The organism is Janthinobacterium sp. SUN128 (assembly GCF_030587275.1).
Taxonomy (GTDB): Bacteria; Pseudomonadota; Gammaproteobacteria; order Burkholderiales; family Burkholderiaceae_D; genus Janthinobacterium; species Janthinobacterium lividum.
The window spans coordinates 127,146-153,042 of record NZ_JAPWHY010000004.1 but is presented as its reverse complement, the minus strand read 5'-3'; the positions used below and the strand labels follow the sequence as shown (position 1 = coordinate 153,042).

Here is a 25,897-nt window from a genome sequence, read left to right as displayed (position 1 = left end):
CGGGAGCCGCGGCTTTTTTATCGCCAAGAAAGTTGGTGGGTGCTTACTGCAGCATCAGTTTGCTGAGGATGCCCAGGTTGAGCAGGATCAGGGTGCTCATCATCCAGTACACGTGTTTCATGTCGGCGCCATGGCGCAAGTCCAGGCGTTCCAGGCGGGCGTCGAGTTTTTGCTCCAGTGCATCTATTCTGGTATCGAATTGCAGTTCCAGCGCATCCACTCTGGTATCGACCTTTTGCGCCACCAGCTTGATTTCCCCCAGCAGATTGCGCTCCAGCGCCGCCAGTTCGCCATGCACGACCACGGCAGAACCCAGTACTTCACCCAGCGCCGTCGCGTGCGCTTCCGCCTGCTGGGTGGGCACGCCGGCCGAGGCGAGGCGTTTGGCGTAATCGAGGGTGTCGAACTGGATGGGCATATGCATGGACGCTCCTATATCCAGCCTAGCAGGAAAATCGGCAATTGCCAGTGAGGAGTACGGTGGCGCCTGCCTTCCCGTCAGCTTAATGGACAGGGCAGCCGGTGGTTTGCGATAGCGCAAACCCATGCAAAAGGGCGCCGCAGCGCCCTTTGCAAGGTCGTGATGCGTGCGCGTTAATTCATCAGTTCCTTGATGACTTTCACGGGCGCGCTGCCGTAGCTGAGGAATTGCTCATGGAAATCCTTCAGTACGAATTTGTTGCCCAGCGCTTGCTTGCGCTGTTCGCGCAAGTCCATGATTTCGCTGTAGCCGCTGAAATAGCTGGTCAGTTGTACTGAGCTCAGCTGCACGCGGCGCCATTTCTCTGTCGCTTCACGCTTGGTCTGGAAGGCCTGGCGCGTCAGCAGGTCGAGCGCTTGCGCTTCCGTCATGCCCAGCACGTGCACGCTGTAGTCGAGGATGGTATTGGTGACGCTGCGCAAGTTCCACTTCGAATACATCAGCCACATTTCCGGCGCGTTATTGCCATAGCCCGATTCGAGCATCATGCGTTCGCCATACACGGCCCAGCCTTCGATCATGGCGCCGTTGCCGAAGATGGACTTGACCAGCGACGGCGACTTGTTGGCGTACACGAGCTGCGTGTAGTGGCCGGGGATGGCTTCGTGGATATTCAGGATCTGCAAGATCCAGTGGTTGTATTCGCGCAAGCTGCTTTCCGCCTGCTCCGGTGTTTCGCCATCGAGCGGCGTCACATTGTAGTAGGTGCGGTCTTGCGGGCGGTACGGGCCGGGCGCCTCGATGCTGGCGCCAGCCACGCCGCGCTGGTAGGCAGGGGTTTCACGCACGACCAGGGGCTTTTTCGGATCCATCGTCAGCAGGTTGTGGCTGGTTACCCATTCCTGCAATTGCGGGATCTGGCGGCGGATTTCCGGCACGAAATCGGCGGCCGCCACGTGGTTGCTGGACAGCTTGTCGATGACCATGCCGATCTTTGCCGTGCGGTCCGCCGGCTTGGCCGTATTGCCCATGGTTTTCACCCACAGCTCGTCGGACAGGCTATCCATGTGTTCGAGCAGCTTTTCGCGCGCGGCCAGGGCTTTCTGGTACATCTGCTCGGCGCTCACGCTGGCCTGGATATCGTAGGCGAATTTCTGTTCATACAGTTCCTTGCCGATGCGGAAGGAGCGCGCATTGCCGTTCTGCGCCAGCGCGGCATCCTGTTCCGTCAGCCAGGCCGCGTAGCCTTGCACGGCCGTGCGGGCCGCGGCGATGCGCGCGTTGTACAGCTGTTTTTCCGCCGGCGTCAGGATGGAACCCTGCGCCGTCTTGTTCAGGTCATCAAGCACGCTGAGCACGCCGGCGCTCTGGGCGATGGCCAGCTGCGTGTGTTCGCGCGTGGGATTGACGATGCTGGCGCGCGCGGCCGCATAGTATTGCGGCACGCTGGCGATGCGCTTGAGCAAGGTGCGCAGGCGCTGCGGCTGGGCCGCGTATTCCGTGTTCAGGATAAAGTCGATGGAGCCGGCCACGTTGTACTGGGCGGGATTCCATTCGAATTCGCGGAAGGTGGTCAGATACCAGCGGTCCGCTTGCAGTTTATTCGTCAGCAAGGCCAGGTCGGTACGTTGCTTGTCCGACATTTTGCCGGCATTCAGCTTGCCGAACTTGCCCAGCCATTCTTCGATGAAGGCCAGCTGCTTCTGGCGGCTGGCCGCGTCAGGAATGCTCAGGTTGGCGGCGCCATCGTACTTGCCGACGGAAATCGCGCTTTCCGGGTCCAGGCGCCACAGGGCCGTGAGGAACTGGCCGCTCAGGTTATTCATGGAACGGTCGCTGCTGTTCTCGCTGGCCACGGCCGCTACCGTGGCTGCCGTGGCGGCGCTGACGACGGCCGCCTTCTTGGCGACGGTTTTTTTCTTGCTGCTGCTGCTCGTTGCCTTGCCTTGCTTCTGCGGCTTCTTGGCGGCGCTGGCCGGTGCCAGGGTAAAGGCCATCATCAATGCGGCGAGCGCAACTTTATTTTTTATCAGCATAGTTTATCTCTTGAATATTTTGCTGTTTGTCCTCATCAGAAAATAATAAACTGATAATATAAGTAACAAACAACTATTGAAAGGTTGGCCTTGCTTGCCTGGGCGGCCCAAAGATTAGCATTAATTGCCGCCGCTGCGCAGTTTTTTGCGCCGGGCGCGCGCGGCGCTAGACGACGATGGCGCTGCCGCGCAGCATCTCCTGATGGCGCGCATTCAGGGCCGCCACGGCATCCTTGCCGCGCGCCATGCCGGTGGCGTGGATTTCCGTTTCCTGCGTGTAGCGTTGGCTGACGCGCACCGTATAGGACTGGAACAGCCAGCTCCAGAAGTTCGTTTCATAGACGGCTTCATCCATGTCGCGCCATTTCACGCCAGCGAGTTTCTTTTTCCAAGGCAAGATGCCGGACGCCAGCCAGACGCCCGCCTCGTCGTAGTACAGCTGGTAGCTGCGGATGGTCAGCAGGCGGTAGCCGACGATCAGGGCCGAGCCGATCAGCACCACGAAAGCGGCGCGCGCGTTGTACTTGAAGGCCAGCGGCAGGGCGGCAAAGAATAGCAGCACGGCAATCAGGAAGGTGCTGACGTAGGCGGTCCAGGATTTGCCGCACAAAAAGGTGGCGCGCTGGCCGGCGCTGGTGGCGATATAGTCGGTCATGGCATGGGAGGGCAACAGGGAAAAACGATCATCGCATGGAACGCGGTGGCGCCGCTCATTTTTTCAATCTCATTGCTTCAAGCCCTCCTGCAGCATGCCCAGCATGTCATTGGCCGACATACGCGCGGCCGCATCGCTGCCTTCCAGCAAGCTGTCGGCCAGGTCGCGCTTGTGCTGGTGCAATTCGACGATGCCTTCCTCGATCGTGTGTTTCGCCACCAGGCGGTAAATGGTGACGGGGCGCAATTGCCCCATGCGGTGGGCGCGGTCCGAGGCCTGGTCTTCCACGGCCGGGTTCCACCACGGGTCCATGTGGATCACGTAATCGGCCGCCGTCAAATTGATGCCCATGCCGCCCGCCTTCAGGCTGATGAGGAAAACGTCGCCCTCACCCGCCTGGAAGGCATCGACCCGGCGCTTGCGCTCCTGCATGGGCGTGCTGCCATCGAGATACTGGTAGCGCACGCCATGCTGCTCCAGGTGCTGGCGGATCAGGGTCAGGTGGTCGACGAACTGGCTGAAGACGAGCACCTTGTGGCGGTTTTCCAGCAAGCCCGATAGCAGTTGCGCAAAGGCCGCCAGCTTGCTGCTGGCCAGGCCCAGCTCGGGCGCCACCAGTTGCGGATTGCAGCAGGCGCGGCGCAGTTTCATGATTTCCGCCAGGATCTGGATGGCCTTTTTCGACGCCGGCCCTTCCACCATGGCCAGCTTTTCCAGCGCTTCGCGGCGCAAGGATTCGTACAGCGCTGTTTCCTGCGGCGACAATTCCACTTCCAGCACGATTTCCGTGCGCGATGGCAATTCCGACAGCACTTGCGTCTTCGTGCGGCGCAAGATGAATGGCGCGATCAGGCGGCGCAAGCGCAAGCGCGCCCCGGCCGCCGCCCGCTTGTCCTGATCTTTCTCAATGGGCCCGGCGAAGCGCAAATTAAACTGGTCGAGGGTCCCCAGCAAGCCGGGGTTGATGAAGCGGAACAGGTTCCACAATTCGCCCAGGTGGTTTTCCAGCGGCGTGCCGCTGGCCACCATGCGGAAGTCGCCCTGCAGGGCCATCACGGCTTGCGAGCGCTTGGTGGCGCCATTCTTGATGGCTTGCGCTTCGTCCAGCACGATCGTATGCCAGCGCACGCCGGCAAACATAGTGGCTTCCTGCTGCAGCAAGCCATAGCTGGCCACCACCACGTCGAACGGCTGCAAGGTATCGAGCATGTCGGCGCGGTCGCCGCTGCCGAACAGTTTGATGTTCAAGGTGGGCGCGAAGCGCTGCGCTTCGCTGATCCAGTTCATGCACACGGATGTGGGGGCGACGACGAGGGTGGGGCCGTGCGGTGCGCGCGCCAGGATCAGGGCCAGCGCCTGTAAAGTCTTGCCGAGTCCCATGTCGTCGGCCAGGCAGGCGCCCACGCCCCAGTGCGCCAAGCGCGCCAGCCAGTTAAAACCGGCCAGCTGGTAATCGCGCAAGTCCGCCTGCAAGGTGCTGGGCAACTGCGGTTGATAGTCGTCGAGGGCGCGCAGGCGCAGCAAGTGTTCGCGCCACAGTTTGTCGGCTTTGACGCCGCCCGCGTCGTTGGCCAGCTCTTCCAGCGCGAAGGCGGCCAGCGGGTGGATATGCACACCGTCGGCATGCGCCTCGCCATACGCGGCCAGCTCCGACAGGCGGCGGTGCAGTTCGTCGCTCAGAGCCAGGAACTGGTTGTCGCCCAGGGCCACGAAGCGGCTTTTGTTGTTCTGCATCAAGTCGAGCAGGGCGCGTAAATCCATCACCTTGTCTTCGTCGATCTGCACTTCGCCGCTGGTGGCAAACCAGTCTTTTTCGCTCTTGATATTCAGGCGCATCTGGCCGCTGTCGATGCGTTTCGACACGCGCATGGTTTCGCCTTCCGGCCACGCCAGCACCATGCCGTCCGGCTCCAGCGCCTGCAATTCCACCAGCAATTGCAGGCCCAGCGCAGGCTGGCCCAGCAGCCACTCGCCATGCTCTTCCTCCGCTTCTTCCAGCACCAGGCATTTGCCAATGAGCTGGCGCTGCGCTTCGCGTTCCGCATTCAGGTCGCGCCGCGCCTGCACTGCCCGGCCCGCCACGTCGGCAAACACGCTTTCGGCACCGCTGCCGGGGGCGTAATAGGCGCCGTTGTCGAGCAGTGGCCGCACGAGGATCTGCATTTTCAGGCCCTGCTGGTAGGGCAGCAGGTGCACGTGCAGGCGGTGGTCGGCCGTGATCGCTTCCGCGTCGCCGGCGCCGCCGCCGATGTCCGATTGCACGGTCACCATGGACGAAATGGCGCCGATCGCCTGCATCACCTGTTTCTCGGCATGCAGGGGCACGGACAGGCCCAGGCCCACGATGGCGCCGATGCGCCGGTGCTCGTCGAGGATGTGCACCACGCGCAGGCGCGTCGGCGTTTCGCGCTGCACCACCACATTGCTGCCGTTGTCGGGCAGCGGCGGTTGCATGCCCAGCCACAGCTGCCCTTCGTGCGACTTGATCAGGAGCTCGGGCGCGCCGGCGATCAGTTCCACGCGCGTGTCGGGATGGTCGAGCCAGAACACGAGCGGGTGGCCCACCAGCAAGACGGCGGCCTTGTCGAGCTCGATTTCATAGCGGGGCGCCGACGAATAATACTGTTTGAACGGCGCGATGCTGCCCGCCGCGCGCGCGTCTTGCGGCGTGAGAAAATCGATGTCGCCGGCCTCTTCGGCCAGGCGTTTGAGACCCATGGCGCGGCCCTTGCTCCAGCCGCCCCGCGCGTCGCGCTTCTGCTCGCGCACTTCCACGACCGTGAGGCCGAAGCGCGGGTCGAATGCCACTAGCCACACGAGGCGCGACACGCCGCCCAGCGCATCGGCGGGCGCGTTCTGCTGCAGGTTGATCAGCGCGCTCAGCTGGCGCTGCCACGCTTCCTGGCGCTCGAACCACGGCGCCATGTCCGTCAAGCCGTGTTGCGCCCGCTTGGCCGTCGCATAGCGCTCCTGCTGCGGTTCACCCATCAAGCCCAGCAAGCCGGCCGCCTGCGCCGCGATCAGATCGTAGCCGGCCGCGTCCGCCTGCTGCACCAGCGACCGCAGCTGGTCCTTGCGTTCGCTCAATTGCGGTAGCGCCAGCCAGTAGTACAGCAAACCCTGGAACAGCTGCGCCTGCAAGCCCGTTTCCCAGTTGCGCGTGGGGATGCTTTCCGCCAGCTGCACGCCGCCGCGCACCAGGCGCAAGGTGTTCAGTTGCTGGTAGACGATGCTGTCGTGGTTCGGCTGCGCGTGCAGGGCGATATCGAGGTAGGTTTCCGCGCTTTTCAGCAGCTTGGCGTCGTTACCGCGCAGCAAAGCCAGCACGTACAGGTGGCCGCCGATGCCCGTAAAGCACAGCTTGCGCTTGCCCGCCTCCTTGCGCAGTCCTTTCAAGGCCGTCTCGAAGCCCGCCACGGCGTGCGCATGTTCGCCGCGCAACAGGGCGATGCTGCTGTCGACAAACAGCGCCTGCGGTCCCTGCTGGCCAGCCAGGTAGCGCGCGGCCGCGTCGAGTTCGCCGCACAGCAGGGCGTCTTCGGCCAGGGCCAATGGCAGGGCGGCACCGATATGGTCGCCGGCGGCCGCCTGGCGCGCATGATGCGCGCGCGCGTATGCGCGGATGGCGTGCGCCGTGGCCGGCTCGCGCGGGGCGTTGCCCAGCAGCACGGCGAGGATGTCATCCTGCAGTTGCGGCATGACGAAAGACAACATTTCCGGTTCGAACGGCCGGCCGAAGATCTCGATCAGCGGATGCAGCTGCTGCGCTTCATAGCACGCCATGCAGGCGGCCAGGATGGCGGCCACGTGGCGCACCTCGTCATTGCGCAGCAGGGCGATGCGCAGGCGCGCCACGCCTTGCCGGTAGCTGCGCAGTTCCACATAGCCATCCCAGTTGCGCCGCACGGGGTTGATCAGCTCGATGGCCTGGCACAGGTCGCGAAACACCAGGTGCTCGATGGCCGCGCGCATGGCGGGCCAGCGCAGCCTCGCTTCGCAGGCAAAGCCCCGCCCGACGATCTCGGACGCCAGCGCCAGGCGCGTCAGCCGCTGCAGCATGTTGGTCACCACCAGCAGGGAAAACGGCGTGCCGTCCGGCTCGACGACATTGGCGCGCTGCAAGTGTTCATACACGGCATGCTTGCCCACCGGTTCGCCCGTGATCGCCAGCAAGGCCAGGATCATCTGTTCATGCTGCTCCAGTGCGGCGAACTCGTCCAGCAGGTGTTGGTCACCATTCTGCTCGCTCATGCGGACAAGTTGGCGATCTGCACGGGAGGCTCGCCGGCCGCCACGGGCAGGCCGAACACGCGCTGGTAGAAATACAGTTCCGCCTCCAGGGTGCGCACAATGTTTTCCGCCTTGCGGAAGCCGTGCCCCTCGCCTTCCAGCGGTACATACGCGACGGGCACGCCGCGCGCCTGCAAGGCGTCGACCATCAGCTGCGACTGCTGCGGCGGCACGACCTTGTCATCGAGGCCCTGGAAGAAGATCATCGGGCGCGACAATTTATCCGTGTGGTGGATGGGCGAGCGCTCGCGGTACAGCGCCTCGGCCTGCGGTTGCGAGGCGATCAGGTAGTCGGTGTAGCGCGATTCGAATTTGTGCGAATCGTCGTCCAGGCCCTTCAGGTCGGACACGCCATAGTAGCTGGCGCCCGCCTTGAAGACGTCGTGGAACGTCAATGCGCACAGGGTGGTCAGGCCGCCCGCGCTGCCGCCGCGGATGATCAGGCGTTCCGGGTCGGCCAGGCCGTTGGCCGCCAGGTAGCGCGCGCCGGCGATGCAGTCTTCCACGTCGACGATGCCCCATTGCCCGCGCAGCGCGTCGCGGTATTCGCGGCCAAAGCCGCTGCTGCCGCCATAGTTGACGTCGAGCACGCCGATACCGCGGCTGGTCCAGTACTGCGTTGCCAGTTTCAAGGTATTGCTGGCCATGCTGGTGGGACCGCCGTGACTGATGACGATGACGGGCGGCAATGTTCCTGCCGGCGCCTGAACATCGCCATTCGTAGGCGCATAAAAGAAGGCGTAGGCCGTGCGGCCATTGCTGCTAGGAAAACTCAAGCTGCGCGGCACGGAGAGATAGTCGAGCGCGGGCAGGGCCGTGATCGACTGCGCCAGCACTTCCAGCTCATGGTTAGCCAAATCGATGCGCGCCAGTTCCAGCGCAATGGTGGGGCTGCCGCCCAGCAGTGCGACGAAGCCGGGCCCCACGCGCAGTTCGCGGATTTCCTGGTATGGGTGGGAAATCGGCTCCAGCTTGGCCGCCGCCACATTCAATTGCGCCAGGTAGCTGATGCCGGCCTGGATATACGTGCAGACGATCTCGTCGTCGGAAAGAAAGCCGTACATGCTGCCGCCGAAGGTCCAGTGCGGCGTGGCAAATTCCGCTTCCATCGGGCACAGTGCCTCGATGTCGGCGCCGTGCAGGCGGTACAGATTCCACCAGCCGCTGCTGTCGGAGACGAAGTGCAGCAAGCCGCTGGGCGACCATTCCGGCTGGCAGATCGATTCGCGCGCGCCGCCGGCGATCAGGCGCGGCGAACCGAGGCTGCCGTCCGCATGCACGTCGGCCAGCCACAGTTCCGTGCCTTGCCATGGCAGGCGCGGGTGATCCCAGCTGATCCAGGCCAGCTGGCTGCCGTCCGGCGACAAACGCGGCGCCGCATAAAAGTCGTGGCCGCGCGCCAGCACCGTTTCGCGCCCGTCGAAGCCGACGGCCACCAGGCAGTTTTCCGGATGCGCGTGGCCTTCCGCCGGATGCTGCTCGCGCACGGCGATCAGGCGGGAACGGTCCGCATCGACCACAAAATCCGCATGGCGCGTGCTGCCGCCCGTGGTGAATGCTTCCGGGGTGCCGTCGCCGTCCACGCGGTACAGGCAATTATCGGCGAAATGCGAGAAATACACGCTATCGCCCGCAACGGCATACGCGCCGCCGCCGTATTCATGCACGCGGGTGCGCACATTGAAGGGCGCCGGCGTCAGTTCATCGACACGCGCGCCGCGCTGGCGCAGCAGGGTGTTGCGGCCCGCCTCGCTGGCGCGTCCGGCCAGCCAGAACACGTCGCTGCCATCCGCACCGCCCAAGGCCAGCTGCGTCAGCGGCGAGGCGCCGGCGGCGACGATGGCCGCGCTGATCGGCGATGGCCAGATGCCATAAGGGGTGCTGGATGCGGTCGAGGTCATGCGGGCTCCGTGTAGTGAGGGGATCAAGGGCCGCCAGGCAGGGTCAGGGCGCGCGGCGGCGTGCATCATCATAATGGAAGGGCAGGCACAACGAAAGTCATCGCTGTGCGTGGCAAATGCTGCAAAGCGGCACCGGAATCAATGAAATGGCGGCGATTGGATGCGATAATACCGCTTCTCCAAGCTATTGATTGCCTTCCATGCCACAATTTGCTCCGCTCCAGAATGATACTTTCCTGCGCGCCTTGCTGCGCCAGCCGACCGAGCATACCCCTGTCTGGCTGATGCGCCAGGCGGGCCGCTACTTGCCCGAATACCGCGCCACGCGCGAGCGGGCTGGCTCCTTCCTGGGCCTGGCAAAGAATCCCGATTACGCGACGGAAGTCACCTTGCAGCCCCTGGAGCGTTTCCCGCTCGACGCGGCGATTTTGTTTTCCGACATCCTGACGGTGCCCGACGCCATGGGCCTGGGTCTGTATTTCGCCGACGGCGAAGGCCCGAAGTTCGAGCGCCCGCTGCGCACGGAACAGGATGTGAAGGCCTTGCAAGTGCCGGACCTGGCATCGCTCGACTACGTCTTCAAGGCCGTCACGCAGATCCGCACGGAACTCAACGGCCGCGTGCCGCTGATCGGTTTTTCCGGCAGCCCTTGGACCCTGGCCTGCTACATGGTGGAAGGCGGCGGCTCGAAAGAGTTCCATACCATCAAGAAGATGCTGTACAACCGCCCGGACCTGATGCACCACATCCTGGCGATTAACGCCACCTCCGTGGCGCAGTACCTGAACGCGCAAATTGATGCCGGCGCGCAAGCTGTGATGATTTTCGACTCCTGGGGCGGTGCGCTGGCGGACGGCGCCTACCAGGAATTCTCGCTGGCCTACATGCAGCAAGTGGTGGCGCAGCTGAAACGCGACAAGGATGGCGTCAAGATTCCCGCCATCGTGTTTACCAAGGGCGGTGGCCAATGGATCGAGCAGATCGCCGACATCGGCGCCGATGCCGTGGGCCTGGACTGGACCGTCAACCTGACGCGCGCGCGCCAGCTGGTCGGCCATAAAGTGGGCTTGCAGGGCAATCTCGACCCGGCCATCCTGTTCGCCAGCCCCGAGCAGATCCGCGCGGAAGTGGCGAAAGTGCTCAACGCCTTTGGCGCGCCATCGGCCGGCACGGGCCATGTATTCAACCTGGGCCACGGTATTTCCCAGTTCACGCCACCGGAATCCGTGGAAGCGATGGTGGAAGCCGTGCACAGCATGAGCCGCGCCATGCGCAGCGGGCAGTAATTTCAGCGCCTCCCCTCGCGCAGGGACAGAAAAGGCAGGCTTTCCAGCGGAAGCCTGCCTTTTTCTTTGCTGCGCCCTAGCAAGAAATACCGACTTATGCACAATTTTTTTTGCTGCGGAAATAAGAGGCAGTCGAAAAGCCATGCCCGGGGATGCTTTGCAAGTGCTTGATTATTAAGAAATAAAAAATGCCTTGTTCGGCGGACTTTGTTGCTATTGATAAGGTTATTCTTTCGTTCGCAGGCCTTATTCCTTCATTGTCCACAAAGTTATCAACAGATTCTGTGGATAAAATTGAAAAGTAATTTGTTAACCGATACTTAGCGTCGATGTTCAGGTTTCACGTGAAGTGTATGTTGCAGTGCATGATAATTGAACAATGTTTCGCCGCCCGGCAGGTAAAAACGAACGCTTGCCCGGCAATTGTCAACTTTGCCGCAGGCCGCCCCCGGTTTTCCCGATCGGGTGCCTCAAAGTGGTGCTGATTTCTGTATAAATAAATTACAAATGGTTCAGTTATGCACAGCGGCGGAAATGTCCTGTGGATTTGTAGCCTCCCGGGCATCAATTTTTAAGCCATTGATTTTAAATGGTTAATTTTTCTTGCGTGCCGCTCTTGACGGCGATCGAAATTTTCTGTCCACATTTTTCTGAAAGTTAATTTTGCTTTGTCCACAAAGTTATCCACAGAATTTTCTTCAGGCATGATGACATGCTGTCCTGTCCGCCGTTAGGCGTTTGATAGGTGAAACCAGTATCATGGCCCGCTGGCTTGATGCCGGACATCCCGCGCGCCATTTCCCCTGCGGCGCGCTTTTTTATTGAGATAGGCCCTACTTCCATGTCGCAGTGCATTTTGACGTCGTGCATCCTGAAAATCGCGCTCGACACGCCCTTGAACGCCCTGTTCGACTACCGCTGGAACGCGGCGGTGGATGCCGGTGCGGACGCTGTCGTTGTACTGCCGCAAGTGGGGCAGCTGGCGCTGGTACCGTTCGGCCGGCGCGAAGTGATGGGGCTGATCGTCGGCGTGTCCGACAGCACCGACGTGCCCGCCGCGAAATTGAAGGATGTGCTGGCCGTGCGCAGCCAGCTGGCGCCCCTGTCGGAACAGTGGCTGGCGCTGGCCGCCTTTGCCGCCGATTACTACCAGCGTCCGCTCGGTGAAGTGGCGCTGCCGGGTTTACCGAAGAATCTGCGCGTGCTCACCACCGTGGCGCTCGACCGCGCCATCAAGAAGCTGGGCAAGCTGGCCGACGCGCATGACGGCACGCCGTTGAACATGCCGGCGCTCAACCCGGCGCAGCAGGAAGCGGCGGACGCCATCGGCGGCGCCCAGGGTTTCAAGCCAACCCTGCTGTATGGCGTGACGGGCAGCGGCAAGACGGAAGTGTATCTGCAAGCCTGCGCCCAGGTGCTGGCGCGCGAGGACGATGCGCAAATCCTGATTTTGGTGCCGGAAATTAACCTTACGCCCCAGCTGGAAGGCAATATCCGCGCGCGCTTTCCCGGCGTCATGCTGGCCACCCTGCACAGCAGCCTGTCCGAAGGCGAGCGCATGCTGCACTGGCTGGCCGCCCACCAGGGCCAGGCGCGCATCGTGCTCGGCACGCGATTGGCCATCCTGGCGTCCTTGCCGAAACTTAAACTGATCGTCATCGACGAGGAACACGACCCGTCCTACAAGCAACAGGAAGGCTTGCGCTATTCGGCGCGCGACCTGGCTGTGTGGCGCGCCTGGCAATTGCAGATCCCCATCGTGCTCGGTTCGGCCACGCCGTCGCTGGAAAGCTGGCACCATGCACAGACGGGGCGCTACCGCAAGCTGGAATTGCGCGAACGGGCCGTCAAGAATGCGGTGTTGCCGCGCGTCAAGATTTTGGACATGGAGCGCGACAAGCCGAAAGACGGCCTGACTTCGCATCTGGTAGCCGCCTTGAAACTGCGCATGGAGCGCGGGGAACAGTCGCTGCTGTTCTTGAACCGGCGCGGCTATTCGCCCGTGATCTGCTGCGAATCGTGCGGCTGGATCAGCAATTGCACGCGCTGCACTTCGTTCATGGTGCTGCACAAGCCCGAGCACCGCTTGCGCTGCCACCATTGCAGCCTGGAACTGCGTATTCCCCGCCATTGCCCCACCTGCGGCAACGTCGACCTGCAGCCGCTGGGACGCGGCACGCAACGGGTGGAAGAAGGCTTGCAGCAATTGTTTCCCGAGGCACGGATCTTGCGCATCGACGCCGATTCCACGCGCAAGAAGGGCAGCGCGCAGGAAGCGTTCGACACCGTGCACCGGGGCGAAGTGGATATCCTGATCGGCACGCAGATGGTGGCCAAGGGCCACGATTTCAAAAAACTGACCCTGGTCGGTATCTTGAATCCGGACACGGCCCTGTTTTCCCAGGATTACCGGGCCAGCGAACGGCTGTTCGCCCAGCTGATGCAGGTGGCGGGCCGGGCCGGGCGCGCCGCGCAGACGGAAGGGGGCAGCGTGTCCGAGGTGCTGATCCAGACGCGCTATGCGCGCCATCCCCTGTACGACGCCGTCGTCAACCACGATTACGACCACTTCGCCACGACCTTGCTGGAAGAGCGGGCCCAGGCGGCGCTGCCGCCGTATCTGTTCCAGGCCCTGCTGCGCGCCGAGGCGCCCGAACTGGCTACGGCCATCGAGTTCCTGCAGGCGGCGAAAGAGTGCATGGAACACCCGCAGGTGACCATCAATGACCCGATTCCCATGAGCATGACGCGCGTCTACAACGTGGACCGTGCCCAGCTGCTGCTGGAATCCCCCTCGCGGCCCGCGCTGCAGGCGTTTTTAAAAGAATGGCTGGCGGAATTGCGCGCCATGAAGACGCGCGTGAAATGGTCGCTGGAAGTGGACCCGCTGGATATTTAATGAATTCACTGAATTAGTTCAGATAGTCGCGCGCCGACTTGACGATCTGCTCGGACAGCAGCTTGGTAAACGGCGTGTCCAGGGTCCACGCATGCCAGCTCAGCGGCACGTCCAGGGTGCTGCCCGGCATCAGATCCACGAGACGGTCTGTTGCCAGCGCCTGCGCGGCCAGGCGCTGCGGCATCAAGCCGTAGGCGAGGCCATCCTGGACACAGCCGCGGCGCGTCGCTTCCACGGGTAAGGTGTGGTGCGGAAACGGTTCACGCATGCTCAATTGTTCAGCAAGGAAACGCGCCAGCAAGCCGTGCTGGCCCACCACGGCGGGCGCCAGTTGCACCGCCTCGGCAATAAAACCACCGCCGAACCAGTGGCCGGCAAATACGGGTGTTGCCACGCAGACATAGCGCAAGGTGCCCAGCGGCGTGACGCTGGTGGCCGCGGCCGCATCGATCGCTGTGCCGGACTCGGCTGCTACGCAGCCGAACACGGAGCCGTCGCGCACCATCTGCAGGGCGCTGTCGCTGTCGGCCAGGCGCACGTCGAGCTGGCAGCGCGGTGGCGCCAGCAGGGCGGACAAGGTGTCGGGAAACCACGTGGCCAGGCTGTCGGCATCGATGGCGATGGCGATTTCCGGCATGCTGACGCTGTTGCCCAGGTCGATGTCGAGCGACGCTTCCATCAGCTTGACGTTGCGGTGATGCACGATCAGGCGCTGGCCCAGTCCCGTCGGCACGGCAGGCTGGCCACGGATGATCAGCAGGCGCCCGCTGGCGTCTTCCAGCGCCTTGATGCGCTGCGAGACGGCCGACTGGGTGATGCCCAGCGCCAGGGCGGCCTTGTCGAAACTGCCATGGCTGGCAACGGCGTCCAGCACGGCCAGCGCGCGATAATCGAGTGATCCCATTAGCTCAGCTTATAAATTTTGAAAATGATTAGTTATACTAATGCATATATTGCTGCAAAGTAAAACCTTATTTTTGGCAAACGGGTAGTATCGAACGCTGTGAGCAACCTCAGTGGATGGATAGCACCATGAAGACGATACGAGTGGATGTGGCCGTGATCGGCAGCGGCACGGCCGGCATGACGGCGCACAAGGCGGCGCGCATGCAGGGCAAGCGCGTACTGATGATCGAAAGCGGACCGTACGGCACGACTTGCGCGAGGGTGGGCTGCATGCCCAGCAAACTCCTGATCGCGGCGGCCGAGGCGGCCCATGCCGTGGCTGCCGCGCCGGCTTTTGGCGTGCACCCGGGCCCCGTGCGCATCGATGGCCGGCAAGTGATGGCCAGGGTGCGCAGCGAGCGCGACCGTTTTGTCGGCTTCGTGCTCGACGGCGTCAACGCCATCCCTGACGAAGAAAAACTGCGCGGCCATGCGCGTTTTATTTCCCCCGGCACATTGCAGGTGGATGAGCATACGCTTGTCGAGGCCACCAGCGTGGTGATCGCCACCGGTTCCACGCCCATCGTGCCGCCCGAGTGGCAGGCGGCGGGAGACAGGGTCATCACCAGCGACGCCGTGTTCGAGTGGACGGATTTGCCAGGCTCCGTGGCCGTGGTCGGCAGCGGCGTCATCGGCCTGGAACTGGGCCAGGCGCTGGCGCGGCTGGGCGTGCGCGTGACCTTGTTTGCGCGTGGCAATAAAGTCGCGCAGCTGACGGACCCGCTGGTGCTGCGGGAGGCGGATGCCGTGCTGGCGCGCGAACTCGATATCCGATTCATGACCAAGGTTGCGCACATGGCAAAAGCGCCGGACGGCAGCGGCATCCTGCTCACCAGCAGCGATGCCGCCGGCGTGGAAAAAACCGAGCAGTTCGAGTATGTGCTGGCCGCCATCGGCCGGGCGCCGAACGTGGACAAGATCGGCCTGGAAACGGCGCAAATCGAACTCGACCGCCACGGCATTCCCCTGCATGACCCGCATACCATGCAGTGTGGCAAGAGCGCCATCTTCATTGCCGGGGATGCCGACAACGCACTGCCGCTGCTGCCCGAGGCGGCCGACGAGGGCCGCATCGCGGGCGACAACGCGGCGCGCTTTCCTGACGTCAAACCAGGCTTGCGCCGCACGCCGTTGACGATTGCCTTCACGGAGCCGCAGATCGCCACCCTGGGCGCGACGTACCAGCAATTGTGCGTGAGCCATGCAGGCCGCTTCGCCGTCGGTGCCGTGTCATTCGGCAACCAGGGCCGCAGCCGCGTGATGCTGCAAAACCAGGGCTTGCTGCGCGTGTATGCGGAATTTGGCAGCAAGCGCTTTCTCGGCGCCGAGCTGATCGGCCCAAGGGCGGAACACCTGGGCCATCTGCTGGCCTGGGCATGCCAGGCGCAGCTGACGGTGCCAGCCATGCTCGACATGCCGTTTTACCACCCCGTCATCGAGGAAGGTGTGCGCACGGCCTTGCGCGAGCTGGCGCTGCACCTGGAAAAAGACCCGGAACACGCGCCCGGCTGCGCCGATTGCACACCTGGGCCCTGAATGCAACTTTATGATTTATATAATTTTGTAGACAAGCTCACATGATTGCGCGATCATCGCTGCCACATTGAAATATTGATTAAAAGCAAAAAACATTTCAATTGGCACATGCCGCCCATGCCGCAATGGTAAAAAGGGTAGCGGCTGGCGATGGCACGGAGACGATGTGAAAATTCGGCGCATTTACGCGGGAGAACTCGCCCTGGGCGTGGCCCTGCCCTGGGACGTGCACGGCGAGACGGGCAGCCTGCTGGCCAGGCTGGGCCATGTCATCAGCAGCGAGAACCAGATCGCATTGCTGCTGGCGCATGGCGTCATCGCCGATACCAGTGCGGACGTGCCGCGCACGGCCACGGAAGCGCCGTCGGCCCTGCGCATGCTGAACCTTGTCACGGCAGGCCTGGCCCTCGTCCTGCCGGCCATTGCCGCCGGGCAGGCGGGCAGCCACCTATCCCTCGCGCCGCTGGCGCAGCTGGTGGAAGAGGCTGTTGCGCTGGATGCGGACGTGGCGCTGGCTTGCATCCTGCACAACCAAGGCGCGGGCGACTTTGCCGTGCGCCACAGCGTCGACACGGCCGTTATCACGGCCCTGCTGGCGCGCGCCCTGAAACTCGATGATGGCGTGATCCGCAGCGTGGTGCTGGCCGCGCTGAGCATGAATGTGGGCATGCTGGAACGCCATGCGGATTTCCAGCACAAGGCGGGACCGCTGGACGCGCAGGAGCGGGCCTATTTGCGCGCTCATCCGCAAGCCGGTGTCGACCTGCTGCGCGCGGCGGGCGTCACGGACGCCGTCTGGCTGCAGGCCGTACTGCAGCACCATGAAAATATCGATGGCAGCGGCTATCCGCTGGGCACGCAAGGCGAGGCGATCGGCATCGGCGCGCGCCTGATCATGCTGGCCGACCGCTATTGCGCGCGCGTTTCGAAGCGCAGCTACCGCCAGCCCTTGCTGCCGAACGTGGCCCTGCGCGAAATGCTGATGGCCGACAAGGCCACGCTGGATGCGCCGCTGGCGTCCCTGCTGGTGCGCGAGCTGGGCATCTACCCGGTCGGCACCTTCGTCAAACTGCTCAATGGGGAAATCGGCGTCGTCACGCGCAAGGGCTTGAATGCCGCCACGCCGCACGTGCAGTCGCTGATCGGCCCCCGCGGCGCGCGCCTGGACGTGCCGCTGCGGCGCGATACGCGCGTGGACTTGCACGCCATCCGCGAAGTGCTCAGTGCGGAGCAGGCGGGTTTGCAGTTTCGCCCTGATCAGCTGTGGGGCCGCAGCGCGCGAATGTAGCCCAGGCGTTTAATTCAGCAAGCCCGCATCCAGCCGTCCTTCGACTGCCAGTTCGCGCATGATGCGCACGGTGTCGATGTCGGACTCCTTGTAGGCGGAACGGCGGAAGTCGTCGTACAGGGCGTTGGCCGCATCGGTGGCCGCGTCGTGGCCGTCGTCGTACTGGAAGCGTACCCACATGCTCGCTTCGTCGGGCATTTCGATGGTCATCACCAGCGAGGACGCGCTGATATCCTTTTGCGCCGGCACTTCGTAGCGCACCTGCAATTGCGGCACCAGCACCACCCTGTCGTTGATGACCAGCTCGCCATAGCGCAGGCTGCGCGCGAAGCCGGTATCGCTGCGCTCGCTGATCTGGCATTCATCGAGGTGCGGCACGAACAGTTTCGGCGACTCGGCGCGCAAGACCAGGCCGCGCCAGACTTGCTCCAGGGTCAAGGTGTCGATCAGCGGGTTCAAAGGATCGTTGATTTCAATCAGGTGTTCAAATTTCATGGGACTGCCATTCGGTAAGTGGGCGCACACGGGCGATATAGGCGGAATGGTACTCCAGGCGTGGCCGTGCCGCACGCATTGCATGGGTCAAGATGGCGTCAGATGGCGATATATCAATGCCATTGCCTGTTTTTCAGGCATGGCCCGCCATGCAAATAGCCTGCGCGACGCTGTTACAATGGGCTGCTGTTCCCTGCGGAAATACCCTGATGTCCAAAGCACCACAGTTCGGTCTGAATGCGCCCCAAAGCGAAGCGGTTACCTACCTCGACGGCCCTTGCCTGGTGCTGGCGGGCGCCGGCTCGGGCAAGACGCGCGTGATTACGCAAAAGATCGCCCATCTGATCGAAGACCGGGGCTATGACCCGCGCACCATCGCCGCCTTGACCTTCACCAACAAGGCGGCGCTGGAAATGCAGGAGCGCATCGCCAAGCTGTTGAAACAGCCGCGCCAGGCCAAGCAGTTGACGGTGTCGACCTTCCACTCGCTGGGCGTGAAAATCCTGCGCCAGGAAGCCAATGGCGTGGGGCTGAAGGACCGCTTTTCCATCATGGATAGCGACGACTGTTTTTCCCTCGTGCAAGACCTCGCCATTACCACCGATAAACAGGTCATTCGCGGCATCCAGAACGCCATGTCCTTGTGGAAAAATGGCCTGATCGACCCGGACATGGCGCTGGCACAAGCCAAGGATGAGGACGAGGCGAACGCGGCACGCATCTACCGCAGCTATGTGGCAACGCTCTCCGCCTACCAGGCCGTCGATTTCGACGATCTGATCCGCTTGCCGGTGGAACTGTTCCGCAACAACGGTCCCGTGCGCGACAAGTGGCAGCGCCGCCTGCGCTATCTGCTCGTCGATGAATACCAGGATACGAACACCTGCCAGTACGAACTGGTGAAACTGATGGTGACGGGCATCGGCAAGAAACCGATGTTTACGGCCGTGGGCGACGACGACCAGGCGATCTATGCGTGGCGCGGCGCCACCGTGGAAAACCTGAAGACCCTGGAGACGGATTTCCCCGATTTGCGCGTGATCAAGCTGGAGCAGAATTACCGCTCCACCATGCGCGTGCTCAATGCAGCCAATGCCGTCATCGGCAACAATCCTAAACTGTTTGAAAAGTCGCTGTGGTCCGAACATGGCCTGGGCGAGCCGATCAAGGTGCTGGGCATGCAGACGGACGAGCAGGAGGCGGAACAGGTGGCCATCATGATCTCGGCCGACCATTTTGAACGCAAGAATAAATTTTCCGATTACGCCATTTTGTACCGGGGCAACCACCAGGCGCGCATTATCGAGCAGTGCTTGCGCAAGGAACGCATTCCGTACACGATTTCGGGCGGCCAGAGCTTCTTTGACAAGGCCGAGATCAAGGACATCATCAGCTATCTGCGCCTGCTGGCCAACGAGGATGACGACCCGGCTTTCATCCGCGCCGTGACGACGCCGCGCCGTGGCGTGGGGCAATCGACCCTGGAGGTGCTGGGCGCGTTCTCGGGGCAGTGGCAGTGCTCGCTGTTCCAGGCCGTCTTCAAGGGCGGCATCGAGGCCAAGCTGACGGACCGCCAGCTGGGGCCGCTGCGCGACTTCTGCAACTTCATCAACGACCTCGAATCGCGCGCCAGCCGTCCTGGCGCGGCCGGCAGCGGCGACAACGCGGCCGAAGTGCTGGATGACATGATGAAGGAAATCCACTACGAATCGTATCTGTACGATGCCTTCGAGGAACGCCAGGCGCAAAGCAAGTGGCAGAACGTGCTGGAATTCGTCAACTGGCTCAAGGAACGGGGCCGGGGCGGCAAGGACCGCGATGGCGAAGAAAAGAACGTGCTGGAATTGACGCAGATGGTGGCCTTGATGACCATGCTCGAGGGCAAGGACGAGGAGCAGGACGCCGTGCGCATGTCGACCCTGCACGCGTCGAAAGGTCTCGAGTTTCCGCACGTGTTTCTGGTCGGCGTGGAAGAGGGCATCTTGCCGCACAAGGGCGACCCTGACGCGCCGGCCGAAACCATCGCCGCGCGCATCCAGGAAGAGCGGCGTTTGATGTATGTGGGCATCACGCGGGCCCAGCGCACCTTGCACATTACGTGGTGCAAGAAGCGCAAGCGGGCTGGCGAGCAAGTCCATTGCGACCCGTCGCGTTTCATCAAGGAAATGGAACTCGACGTGGGCGACGCCGTGCCGACGGAAGCGGAAGTGATTTCGCCCAAGGAGCGTTTGGCGCGCATGAAGGCGCTGTTGGCCGCGCCGAAAGGGTAAGCGGCGCTCAGGCTTCCACTGCGCCGTCTGGCGTGTTTTTTGGCACGATGGCCAGCTGCATGCCCAGCGCATCGAGCATCTTTAAAATGGTTTCGAAGCGCGGCTTGCTGCCTTCGCGCAAGGCTTTATACGCGCCTTCGCGCGTGATGTCGGCCCTGGCCGCCACCTTGCCCATGCCGTAGGCGCGCACCACGTCGTTCATGGCGGACTGGAACAGTTCGGCATTGCCAGTGGCGACGATTTCGCTCATGTAGGCGGCCACGGCGGCCTTGCTGGTCAGGTGTTGTGTCGGGTCAAATTTGCTCAGTCCCAATGCTTCCAGGTCGTCGAGGTCGAAGGTGTCGTGGTCGATGTCGTGGTTCATTTCTTTCGTGCTCCTGTGGAGGGGCTTGCCGCCGCTTTTTTGAGGGCCGCCTGCCGGGCTTTCAGCTCCCGGAGGATCGCTTGCGCCTGCTTTATGTCACGCTGCTGGCTGGATTTGTTGCCGCCCAACAGCAGCAAGATCAGGGTGCCCCGGTTCGTTTCATGAAAATACACGCGCCAGCCTGGCCCCGTCTGTAAAAAGCGCAGCTCGCACACGCCTTCACCCACTGGCCGCCAGTCGCCCTTTTTGCCGTGCTGCAAGTGCTTGATGCGCGCGTCGATGGCGGCGGCCGCAACATCGTGCAGCGAGTCTTCCCAGCGCCGGTATTTGGCCGTCTTGCGCGTGTCGATCAGCGGTGGTTCGGGTGGCGTGGATGCAGTTATTGTAATCGTTTGTTCTCATTCGTCAAGCGATTTGAGAGGGCCAAACGAAAGAATAGGCAGCAATGGCCGTCTGACCGATGGCGAATGGACGAGGTTTGTCCTGGCTCACGCTACTGCGGCGGTAGAATGCCGCTTTCAGTCAGAAATGAGCAGAAGCACCATGGACAATGCAGAACAGATGGAAGTACGTTTCGTCGATATTGAAATCAAGCTGGCGCAGCAGGAAGACCTGGTCGAGTCGCTGAACCAGATGGTGTACCAGCAGGGCAAGCGCATCGACCAGCTCGAGGCGATGCTGCACAAGCTGGGTGAACATGTGGGCGATGGGGCGCAGCAGGCAAATGGCGGGCTGGTCAACGAACGTCCGCCGCATTACTAAATCGGCATCGTGGAGCGGGACGCATGAAAACCATTCATTACCCGCCCACCCGTTAAGGTCAGTCGTTGCGGGTGACGCAAGTGTGTCAGGCTGTTATTATTTCAAGCTGGCCCGCGACACAATCGCGGCTCTCTTGCGCTCCTAGAAAGTAGACATGACCCGTCCAACAATGCTCGTCATCGCCGCCAGCCTGATGCTGGCGCCAGCCGCTGCCGCTTTTGCTGCCACCGCCACTACAGCACCTGCCACTGCCGCTACCGCGGCGGCAACGCTGCCCGCTTCGAACCCGTTTGCGCAGGCCAGCAGCCTGCCATTCAACTATCCGCCGTTCGACAAGGTACAGGACGCCGACTACGCGCCCGCCTTTACGGCAGGCATGGCCGCCAACCTGGCGGAAATCAACGCGATTGCGAATAACAAGAAGCCAGCTACCTTCGACAACACCATCGTGGCCATGGAACGCTCGGGCCAGTTGCTGAGCCGCGTGCGCACCGTGTTTTCCGTGATGTCCGGTTCGAATACGAATGAGACGATCCAGGGCCTGGAACGCGAACTGGCGCCGAAAATGGCGGCCCATAGCGACGCGATCATGCTCAACGACAAATTGTTCAAGCGCATCGACACCCTGTACGCCAAGCGCGACAAGCTGGGCCTGGATGCGGAATCGAAACGCCTGCTGGAACGCTACCACACCGATTTTGTACGCGCCGGCGCCAAGCTGTCGGCGGCGGACAAGGAAAAGCTGCGTGCCTATAACGGCCAGCTGGCTGCCCTGTCGACCAAGTTCGCGCAGAACGTGCTGAAGGAATTGAACGCCTCGGCCGTCGTCGTCGATACGCGCGAAGAACTCGACGGCCTGTCGCCGGCCGCCATCGAGGTGGCTGCCGGCCTGGCCAAGAAGCGTGGCCTGGATGGCAAGTATGTGATCGCCCTCGTCAACACGACGGGCCAGGCGCCGCTGTCGCTGCTGACCAACCGCGCCCTGCGCGAACGCATCATGGCCGCTTCGCAAGCGCGCGGCAGCCGTGGCGGTGAATTCGACAATACCCAGGAAGTGCTGGAACTGGCAAAACTGCGCGCCGAACGTGCCGCGCTGATGGGCTACCCGAACTACGCGGCGTATTCGCTGGAAGACCAGACGGCGCACGACACGACCGCCGTGAACGCTTTGCTGGGCGAATTGGCGAAGCCGGCCGTCGTCAACGCGCGCCGGGAAGCGGACGATATCCAGAAGGTCATCGATGCAGGCAAAGGCGGCTTCAAGGTGGGCGCTGCCGACTGGGCCTTCTATAGCGACAAGGTGCGCGCCGAACGCTACAACTTCGACGAGACTCAGTTGAAACCGTACTTTGAAATGCACAGTGTGCTGACCAAGGGCGTGTTCTTTGCTGCTGGCAAATTGTATGGCTTGACCTTCAAGCAGCGCACCGACTTGCCCGTCTACAACACCGACATGCTGGTGTACGATGTCTTCAATGAAGACGGCACGCAGCTGGCCATCTTTACGCTCGACCCTTACGCGCGCAGCAACAAGCGCGGCGGCGCCTGGGCGAATGCCTACGTGGGCCAGTCGAGCTTGTTGAACCGCAAGCCGGTCATCGCGAATAACCTCAACATTCCAAAGCCGGAAGCTGGCCAGCCGACCCTGATGACGTTTGACGAAGTCAACACCATGTTCCACGAATTCGGCCATGCGCTGCACGGCATGTTTTCGAACGTGAAATACCCGCGCTTTGCCGGCACCAGCGTGCCGCGCGACTTCGTCGAATACCCGTCGCAAGTCAATGAAATGTGGGCGCTGTGGCCGGAAGTGCTGCAAAACTATGCCAAGCACTATCAGACGGGCGCGGCCATCCCGGCCGAGCTGCTGGCAAAAGTGACGGCGGCCGACAATTTCAACCAGGGCTATAAAACCACGGAATACCTGGCATCGGCCCTGCTGGACCAGCGCTGGCACCAGCTGACCCCGGCACAGATCCCGACCGACGTGCTGGCGTTTGAAAAAGCCGCCTTGACGGATGCCGGCGTCGATTTCGCCCCGGCGCCGCCGCGCTACCGCACCACGTATTTCTCGCACGCGTTCGCGGGCGGCTACTCGGCCGGCTACTACGCGTATCTGTGGTCGGAAAAGCTCGATGCCGACACGGTCGAGTGGTTCAAGGAAAACGGCGGCCTGACGCGCAAGAACGGCGACTGGTTCCGCAATAAACTGCTGTCGCGTGGCGGCAGCGCCGATGCGCTCGACATCTACCGCAACTTCCGCGGCCGCGATGCGAAGATCGAGCCGCTGCTGGAACGCCGTGGCTTGAACGCCAAGTAATGCCCGTTCACCGGCCTGGCCGGTACTGAACATCGATGGCCGCCCTGCAACGGGCGGCCATTTTTATTTGGCGATTCTGTTCATAAACCGTGGTAAACCGCGCATTTGGCGTGATGCACCACAGGATCGCCCATGTTGGATGACGCCTGTGTGACAGACTGCTATGATCTACCACTGGCCCGCGACGCGATCGCGGTTCTTCCCCGCGCTTCCTGAAAGATGTCATGATCCGTCCACAACTGCTCGTCATCGCCGCCAGCGTCATGCTGGCCCACGCCGCTCCGTCCGCCATGGCTGCCGCCACCGCAAAATCCGCGCCCGCCGCCGCCGTCAGCGCGCAGAACCCCCTGCTCAAAGCCAGCCCGCTGCCATTCCAGATGCCGCAGTTCGGCCTGATCAAGGACGCGCACTATGCGCCGGCGTTTGCCGAAGGCATGAAACGCCAGCTGGCCGAAGTCAACGCGATTGCCAGCAACCGCCAGGCGCCCACGTTTGAAAACACCATCGTGGCGCTCGAGCGCACGGGGCAGTTGCTGCACCGCGTGCAAAGCATCTTCAGCAATATGACCTCGACCAACACGAACAGCGTGCTGGAAGCGGTGGAAGTGGACGTGTCGCCGAAGCTGGCCGCGCACGCCGATGCGATCACCCTGAATCCGAAACTGTTTACCCGCATCGACACCCTGTACGCCAAGCGCGACAAGCTGGGCCTCGATGCCGAATCCCTGCGCTTGCTGGAACGCTATCACACGGATTTCGTGCGCGCCGGCGCCAAGCTGTCCGATGCGGACAAGGAAAAATTGAAAGCCTACAACGCCGAGCAGGCGGGCCTGGAAACGGCCTTCGCGCAAAACGTGCTGAAGGAAACGAATGCCAAGAGCATCGTCGTCGACACGCGCGCCGAACTGGCCGGCATGACGGACAGCGATATCGATACGGCCGCCTCGGCAGCCAAGGAGCGCGGCTTGACGGGCAAGTTCGTCATCGCCCTCGTCAACACCAGCGGCCAGCCGCCGCTGGCCGTATTGACGGATCGCAAGACGCGCCAGCGCCTGATGGATGCGTCGCTGAACCGCGGCAGCCAGGGCGGCGAGTTCGACAACCGCGCCATCGTGCTGAAGCTGGCCAAATTGCGCGCCGAACGGGCCACCCTGCTCGGTTACGCCAATTACGCCGCCTACTCGCTGGAAGACCAGACGGCAAAGACGACCACGGCCGTCAACACCCTGCTGTCGGAATTGGCGAAACCGGCCGTTGCCAACGCGCGCCGCGAAGCGGCCGACCTGCAGCAAGTGGTCGATGCCGAGAAGGGCGGCTTCCAGGTGGCGGCCGCCGACTGGGCCATCTACACGGACAAGCTGCGCAAGCAACGTTTCAATTTCGATGAAAACGAGCTGAAACCGTACCTGGAATTGAACAGCGTGCTGAACAATGGCGTCTTCTTTGCCGCCAATAAACTCTACGGCATCAGCTTCAAGCAGCGCACTGATCTACCGGTGTACAACCCGGACGTGCGCGTCTACGACGTGCTCGACGCCAACGGCAAGCCGCTGGCCCTGTTCATCGCCGACTTCTATGCGCGCGGCAACAAGCATGGCGGCGCGTGGATGAATGAATACGTGTCGCAATCGTCGTTGATGGGCACGCATCCCGTCGTCGCCAACCAATTGAACATTCCGAAGCCGCCCGCCGGCCAGCCGACCTTGCTGACGTTCGATGAAGTGACGACCATGTTCCACGAATTCGGCCATGCGCTGCACGGCATGTTTTCGAACGTGAAATACCCGCGCTTTGCCGGCACCAGCGTGCCGAGCGACTTCGTCGAGTATCCATCGCAAGTCAATGAAATGTGGGCTGTCTGGCCGGAAGTGCTGCAAAACTATGCCAAGCACTACCAGAGCGGCGCGGCGATGCCGCAGGAATTGCTCGACAAGGTCACGGCCGCCAAGAAATTCAACCAGGGTTTCATGACGACGGAATACCTGTCGGCCGCCCTGCTGGACCAGCGCTGGCACCAGCTGGCGCCGAGCCAGATCCCGACCGATGTGCTGGCTTTTGAGGCGGCATCGCTGAAGGATGCAGGCGTCGATTACGCACCCGTGCCGCCGCGCTACCGCACCAGCTACTTCTCGCACAGCTTCTCGGGCGGCTACTCGGCAGCGTATTACGCCTACCTGTGGTCGGAAAAGCTGGACGCGGAATCGGTTAACTGGTTCAAGGAAAACGGCGGCCTAACGCGCAAGAATGGCGACTGGTTCCGCAGCAAATTGCTGTCGCGCGGCGGCAGCGTCGATGCGCTGCAACTGTTCCGCGACTTCCGCGGCCGCGATGCCACCGTGGAACCATTGCTGGAACGTCGCGGCTTGAACGCGAAGTAAGGCGTCCCCATCAGAAGCTTGCGTTGCGTTGACATGGCGCACGCAAGCTTT

At 62.4% G+C, this 25,897-nt stretch carries 18 protein-coding genes; 8 read left to right on the top strand and 10 right to left on the bottom strand.

Features of this window, described 5'->3' with window-relative positions; translation table 11 throughout:
* Positions 1-43 precede the first annotated feature (43 nt).
* The 5 genes from O3297_RS24750 to O3297_RS24730 all read right to left on the bottom strand — a co-directional run bounded on the left by O3297_RS24750 (position 44) and on the right by O3297_RS24730 (position 9,303).
* On the bottom strand, positions 44-424 hold the full coding sequence (locus O3297_RS24750) for a hypothetical protein (RefSeq protein ID WP_305050593.1): 381 nt from the start codon (positions 422-424) through the stop codon (positions 44-46).
* A 170-nt stretch (positions 425-594) separates the two neighbouring features.
* Entirely contained in the window at positions 595-2,454 is a 1,860-nt protein-coding gene (locus tag O3297_RS24745) for a DUF885 domain-containing protein (RefSeq protein WP_099390206.1), read from the bottom strand.
* A 169-nt stretch (positions 2,455-2,623) separates the two neighbouring features.
* Positions 2,624-3,112 carry a hypothetical protein gene (locus O3297_RS24740; protein ID WP_099395782.1) on the bottom strand — a complete coding sequence of 163 codons (489 nt, stop codon included), beginning with the start codon at positions 3,110-3,112 and terminating at the stop codon, positions 2,624-2,626.
* A 69-nt stretch (positions 3,113-3,181) separates the two neighbouring features.
* Complete coding sequence (locus O3297_RS24735; protein WP_305050592.1) at positions 3,182-7,363, bottom strand: DEAD/DEAH box helicase; 4,182 nt, start codon at positions 7,361-7,363, stop codon at positions 3,182-3,184.
* Positions 7,360-9,303: a S9 family peptidase gene (locus O3297_RS24730; RefSeq protein ID WP_305050591.1), complete on the bottom strand. Its 1,944-nt coding sequence runs from the start codon at positions 9,301-9,303 to the stop codon at positions 7,360-7,362. The genes O3297_RS24735 and O3297_RS24730 overlap by 4 nt, the downstream gene beginning before the upstream one ends.
* A gap of 200 nt (positions 9,304-9,503) precedes the next feature.
* On the opposite strand from O3297_RS24730, the gene hemE reads away from it, so the two are divergent.
* Positions 9,504-10,589 (top strand): uroporphyrinogen decarboxylase, encoded by a 1,086-nt coding sequence (gene hemE / locus O3297_RS24725; protein WP_034780918.1) that lies wholly within the window; start codon positions 9,504-9,506, stop codon positions 10,587-10,589.
* A 571-nt stretch (positions 10,590-11,160) separates the two neighbouring features.
* Here the strand turns inward: hemE and O3297_RS24720 are convergent.
* A complete protein-coding gene (locus tag O3297_RS24720; RefSeq protein ID WP_256607843.1) occupies positions 11,161-11,295 on the bottom strand; it encodes a hypothetical protein in 135 nt (44 codons plus the stop codon).
* A gap of 135 nt (positions 11,296-11,430) precedes the next feature.
* Here O3297_RS24720 and O3297_RS24715 point away from each other — a divergent pair, with 135 nt between their 5' ends.
* On the top strand, positions 11,431-13,488 hold the full coding sequence (locus O3297_RS24715) for a primosomal protein N' (protein ID WP_305050589.1): 2,058 nt from the start codon (positions 11,431-11,433) through the stop codon (positions 13,486-13,488).
* A gap of 13 nt (positions 13,489-13,501) precedes the next feature.
* On the opposite strand, the gene O3297_RS24710 is transcribed toward O3297_RS24715, so the two are convergent.
* A complete protein-coding gene (locus tag O3297_RS24710; protein ID WP_305050588.1) occupies positions 13,502-14,392 on the bottom strand; it encodes an ArgP/LysG family DNA-binding transcriptional regulator in 891 nt (296 codons plus the stop codon).
* A 128-nt stretch (positions 14,393-14,520) separates the two neighbouring features.
* Between O3297_RS24710 and O3297_RS24705 the strand changes: the two genes are divergently transcribed.
* Complete coding sequence (locus tag O3297_RS24705; RefSeq protein WP_034780910.1) at positions 14,521-15,969, top strand: dihydrolipoyl dehydrogenase; 1,449 nt, start codon at positions 14,521-14,523, stop codon at positions 15,967-15,969.
* Positions 15,970-16,135: 166 nt separating this feature from the next.
* Positions 16,136-17,257 (top strand): HD-GYP domain-containing protein, encoded by a 1,122-nt coding sequence (locus tag O3297_RS24700; RefSeq protein WP_254672077.1) that lies wholly within the window; start codon positions 16,136-16,138, stop codon positions 17,255-17,257.
* Positions 17,258-17,266: 9 nt separating this feature from the next.
* On the opposite strand, the gene O3297_RS24695 is transcribed toward O3297_RS24700, so the two are convergent.
* Positions 17,267-17,752 (bottom strand): SRPBCC family protein, encoded by a 486-nt coding sequence (locus O3297_RS24695; protein WP_034780908.1) that lies wholly within the window; start codon positions 17,750-17,752, stop codon positions 17,267-17,269.
* Positions 17,753-17,961: 209 nt separating this feature from the next.
* On the opposite strand from O3297_RS24695, the gene O3297_RS24690 reads away from it, so the two are divergent.
* Positions 17,962-20,022: a UvrD-helicase domain-containing protein gene (locus O3297_RS24690; RefSeq protein ID WP_051991465.1), complete on the top strand. Its 2,061-nt coding sequence runs from the start codon at positions 17,962-17,964 to the stop codon at positions 20,020-20,022.
* 7 nt (positions 20,023-20,029) lie between these two features.
* Here the strand turns inward: O3297_RS24690 and O3297_RS24685 are convergent, their stop codons facing one another.
* Complete coding sequence (locus O3297_RS24685; protein ID WP_305050587.1) at positions 20,030-20,386, bottom strand: addiction module antidote protein; 357 nt, start codon at positions 20,384-20,386, stop codon at positions 20,030-20,032.
* Complete coding sequence (locus tag O3297_RS24680) at positions 20,383-20,736, bottom strand: type II toxin-antitoxin system RelE/ParE family toxin (RefSeq protein ID WP_305050651.1); 354 nt, start codon at positions 20,734-20,736, stop codon at positions 20,383-20,385. Before O3297_RS24680 ends, O3297_RS24685 begins: the two co-directional genes overlap by 4 nt.
* A gap of 193 nt (positions 20,737-20,929) precedes the next feature.
* On the opposite strand from O3297_RS24680, the gene O3297_RS24675 reads away from it, so the two are divergent.
* The 3 genes from O3297_RS24675 to O3297_RS24665 all read left to right on the top strand — a co-directional run bounded on the left by O3297_RS24675 (position 20,930) and on the right by O3297_RS24665 (position 25,846).
* Positions 20,930-21,148, top strand: a complete 219-nt coding sequence (locus O3297_RS24675) for a SlyX family protein (RefSeq protein ID WP_305050586.1) — start codon at positions 20,930-20,932, stop codon at positions 21,146-21,148.
* 154 nt (positions 21,149-21,302) lie between these two features.
* Complete coding sequence (locus O3297_RS24670) at positions 21,303-23,468, top strand: M3 family metallopeptidase (protein ID WP_305050584.1); 2,166 nt, start codon at positions 21,303-21,305, stop codon at positions 23,466-23,468.
* A gap of 224 nt (positions 23,469-23,692) precedes the next feature.
* Positions 23,693-25,846 carry a M3 family metallopeptidase gene (locus O3297_RS24665; protein ID WP_305050583.1) on the top strand — a complete coding sequence of 718 codons (2,154 nt, stop codon included), beginning with the start codon at positions 23,693-23,695 and terminating at the stop codon, positions 25,844-25,846.
* The last annotated feature ends 51 nt before the right edge of the window (positions 25,847-25,897 follow it).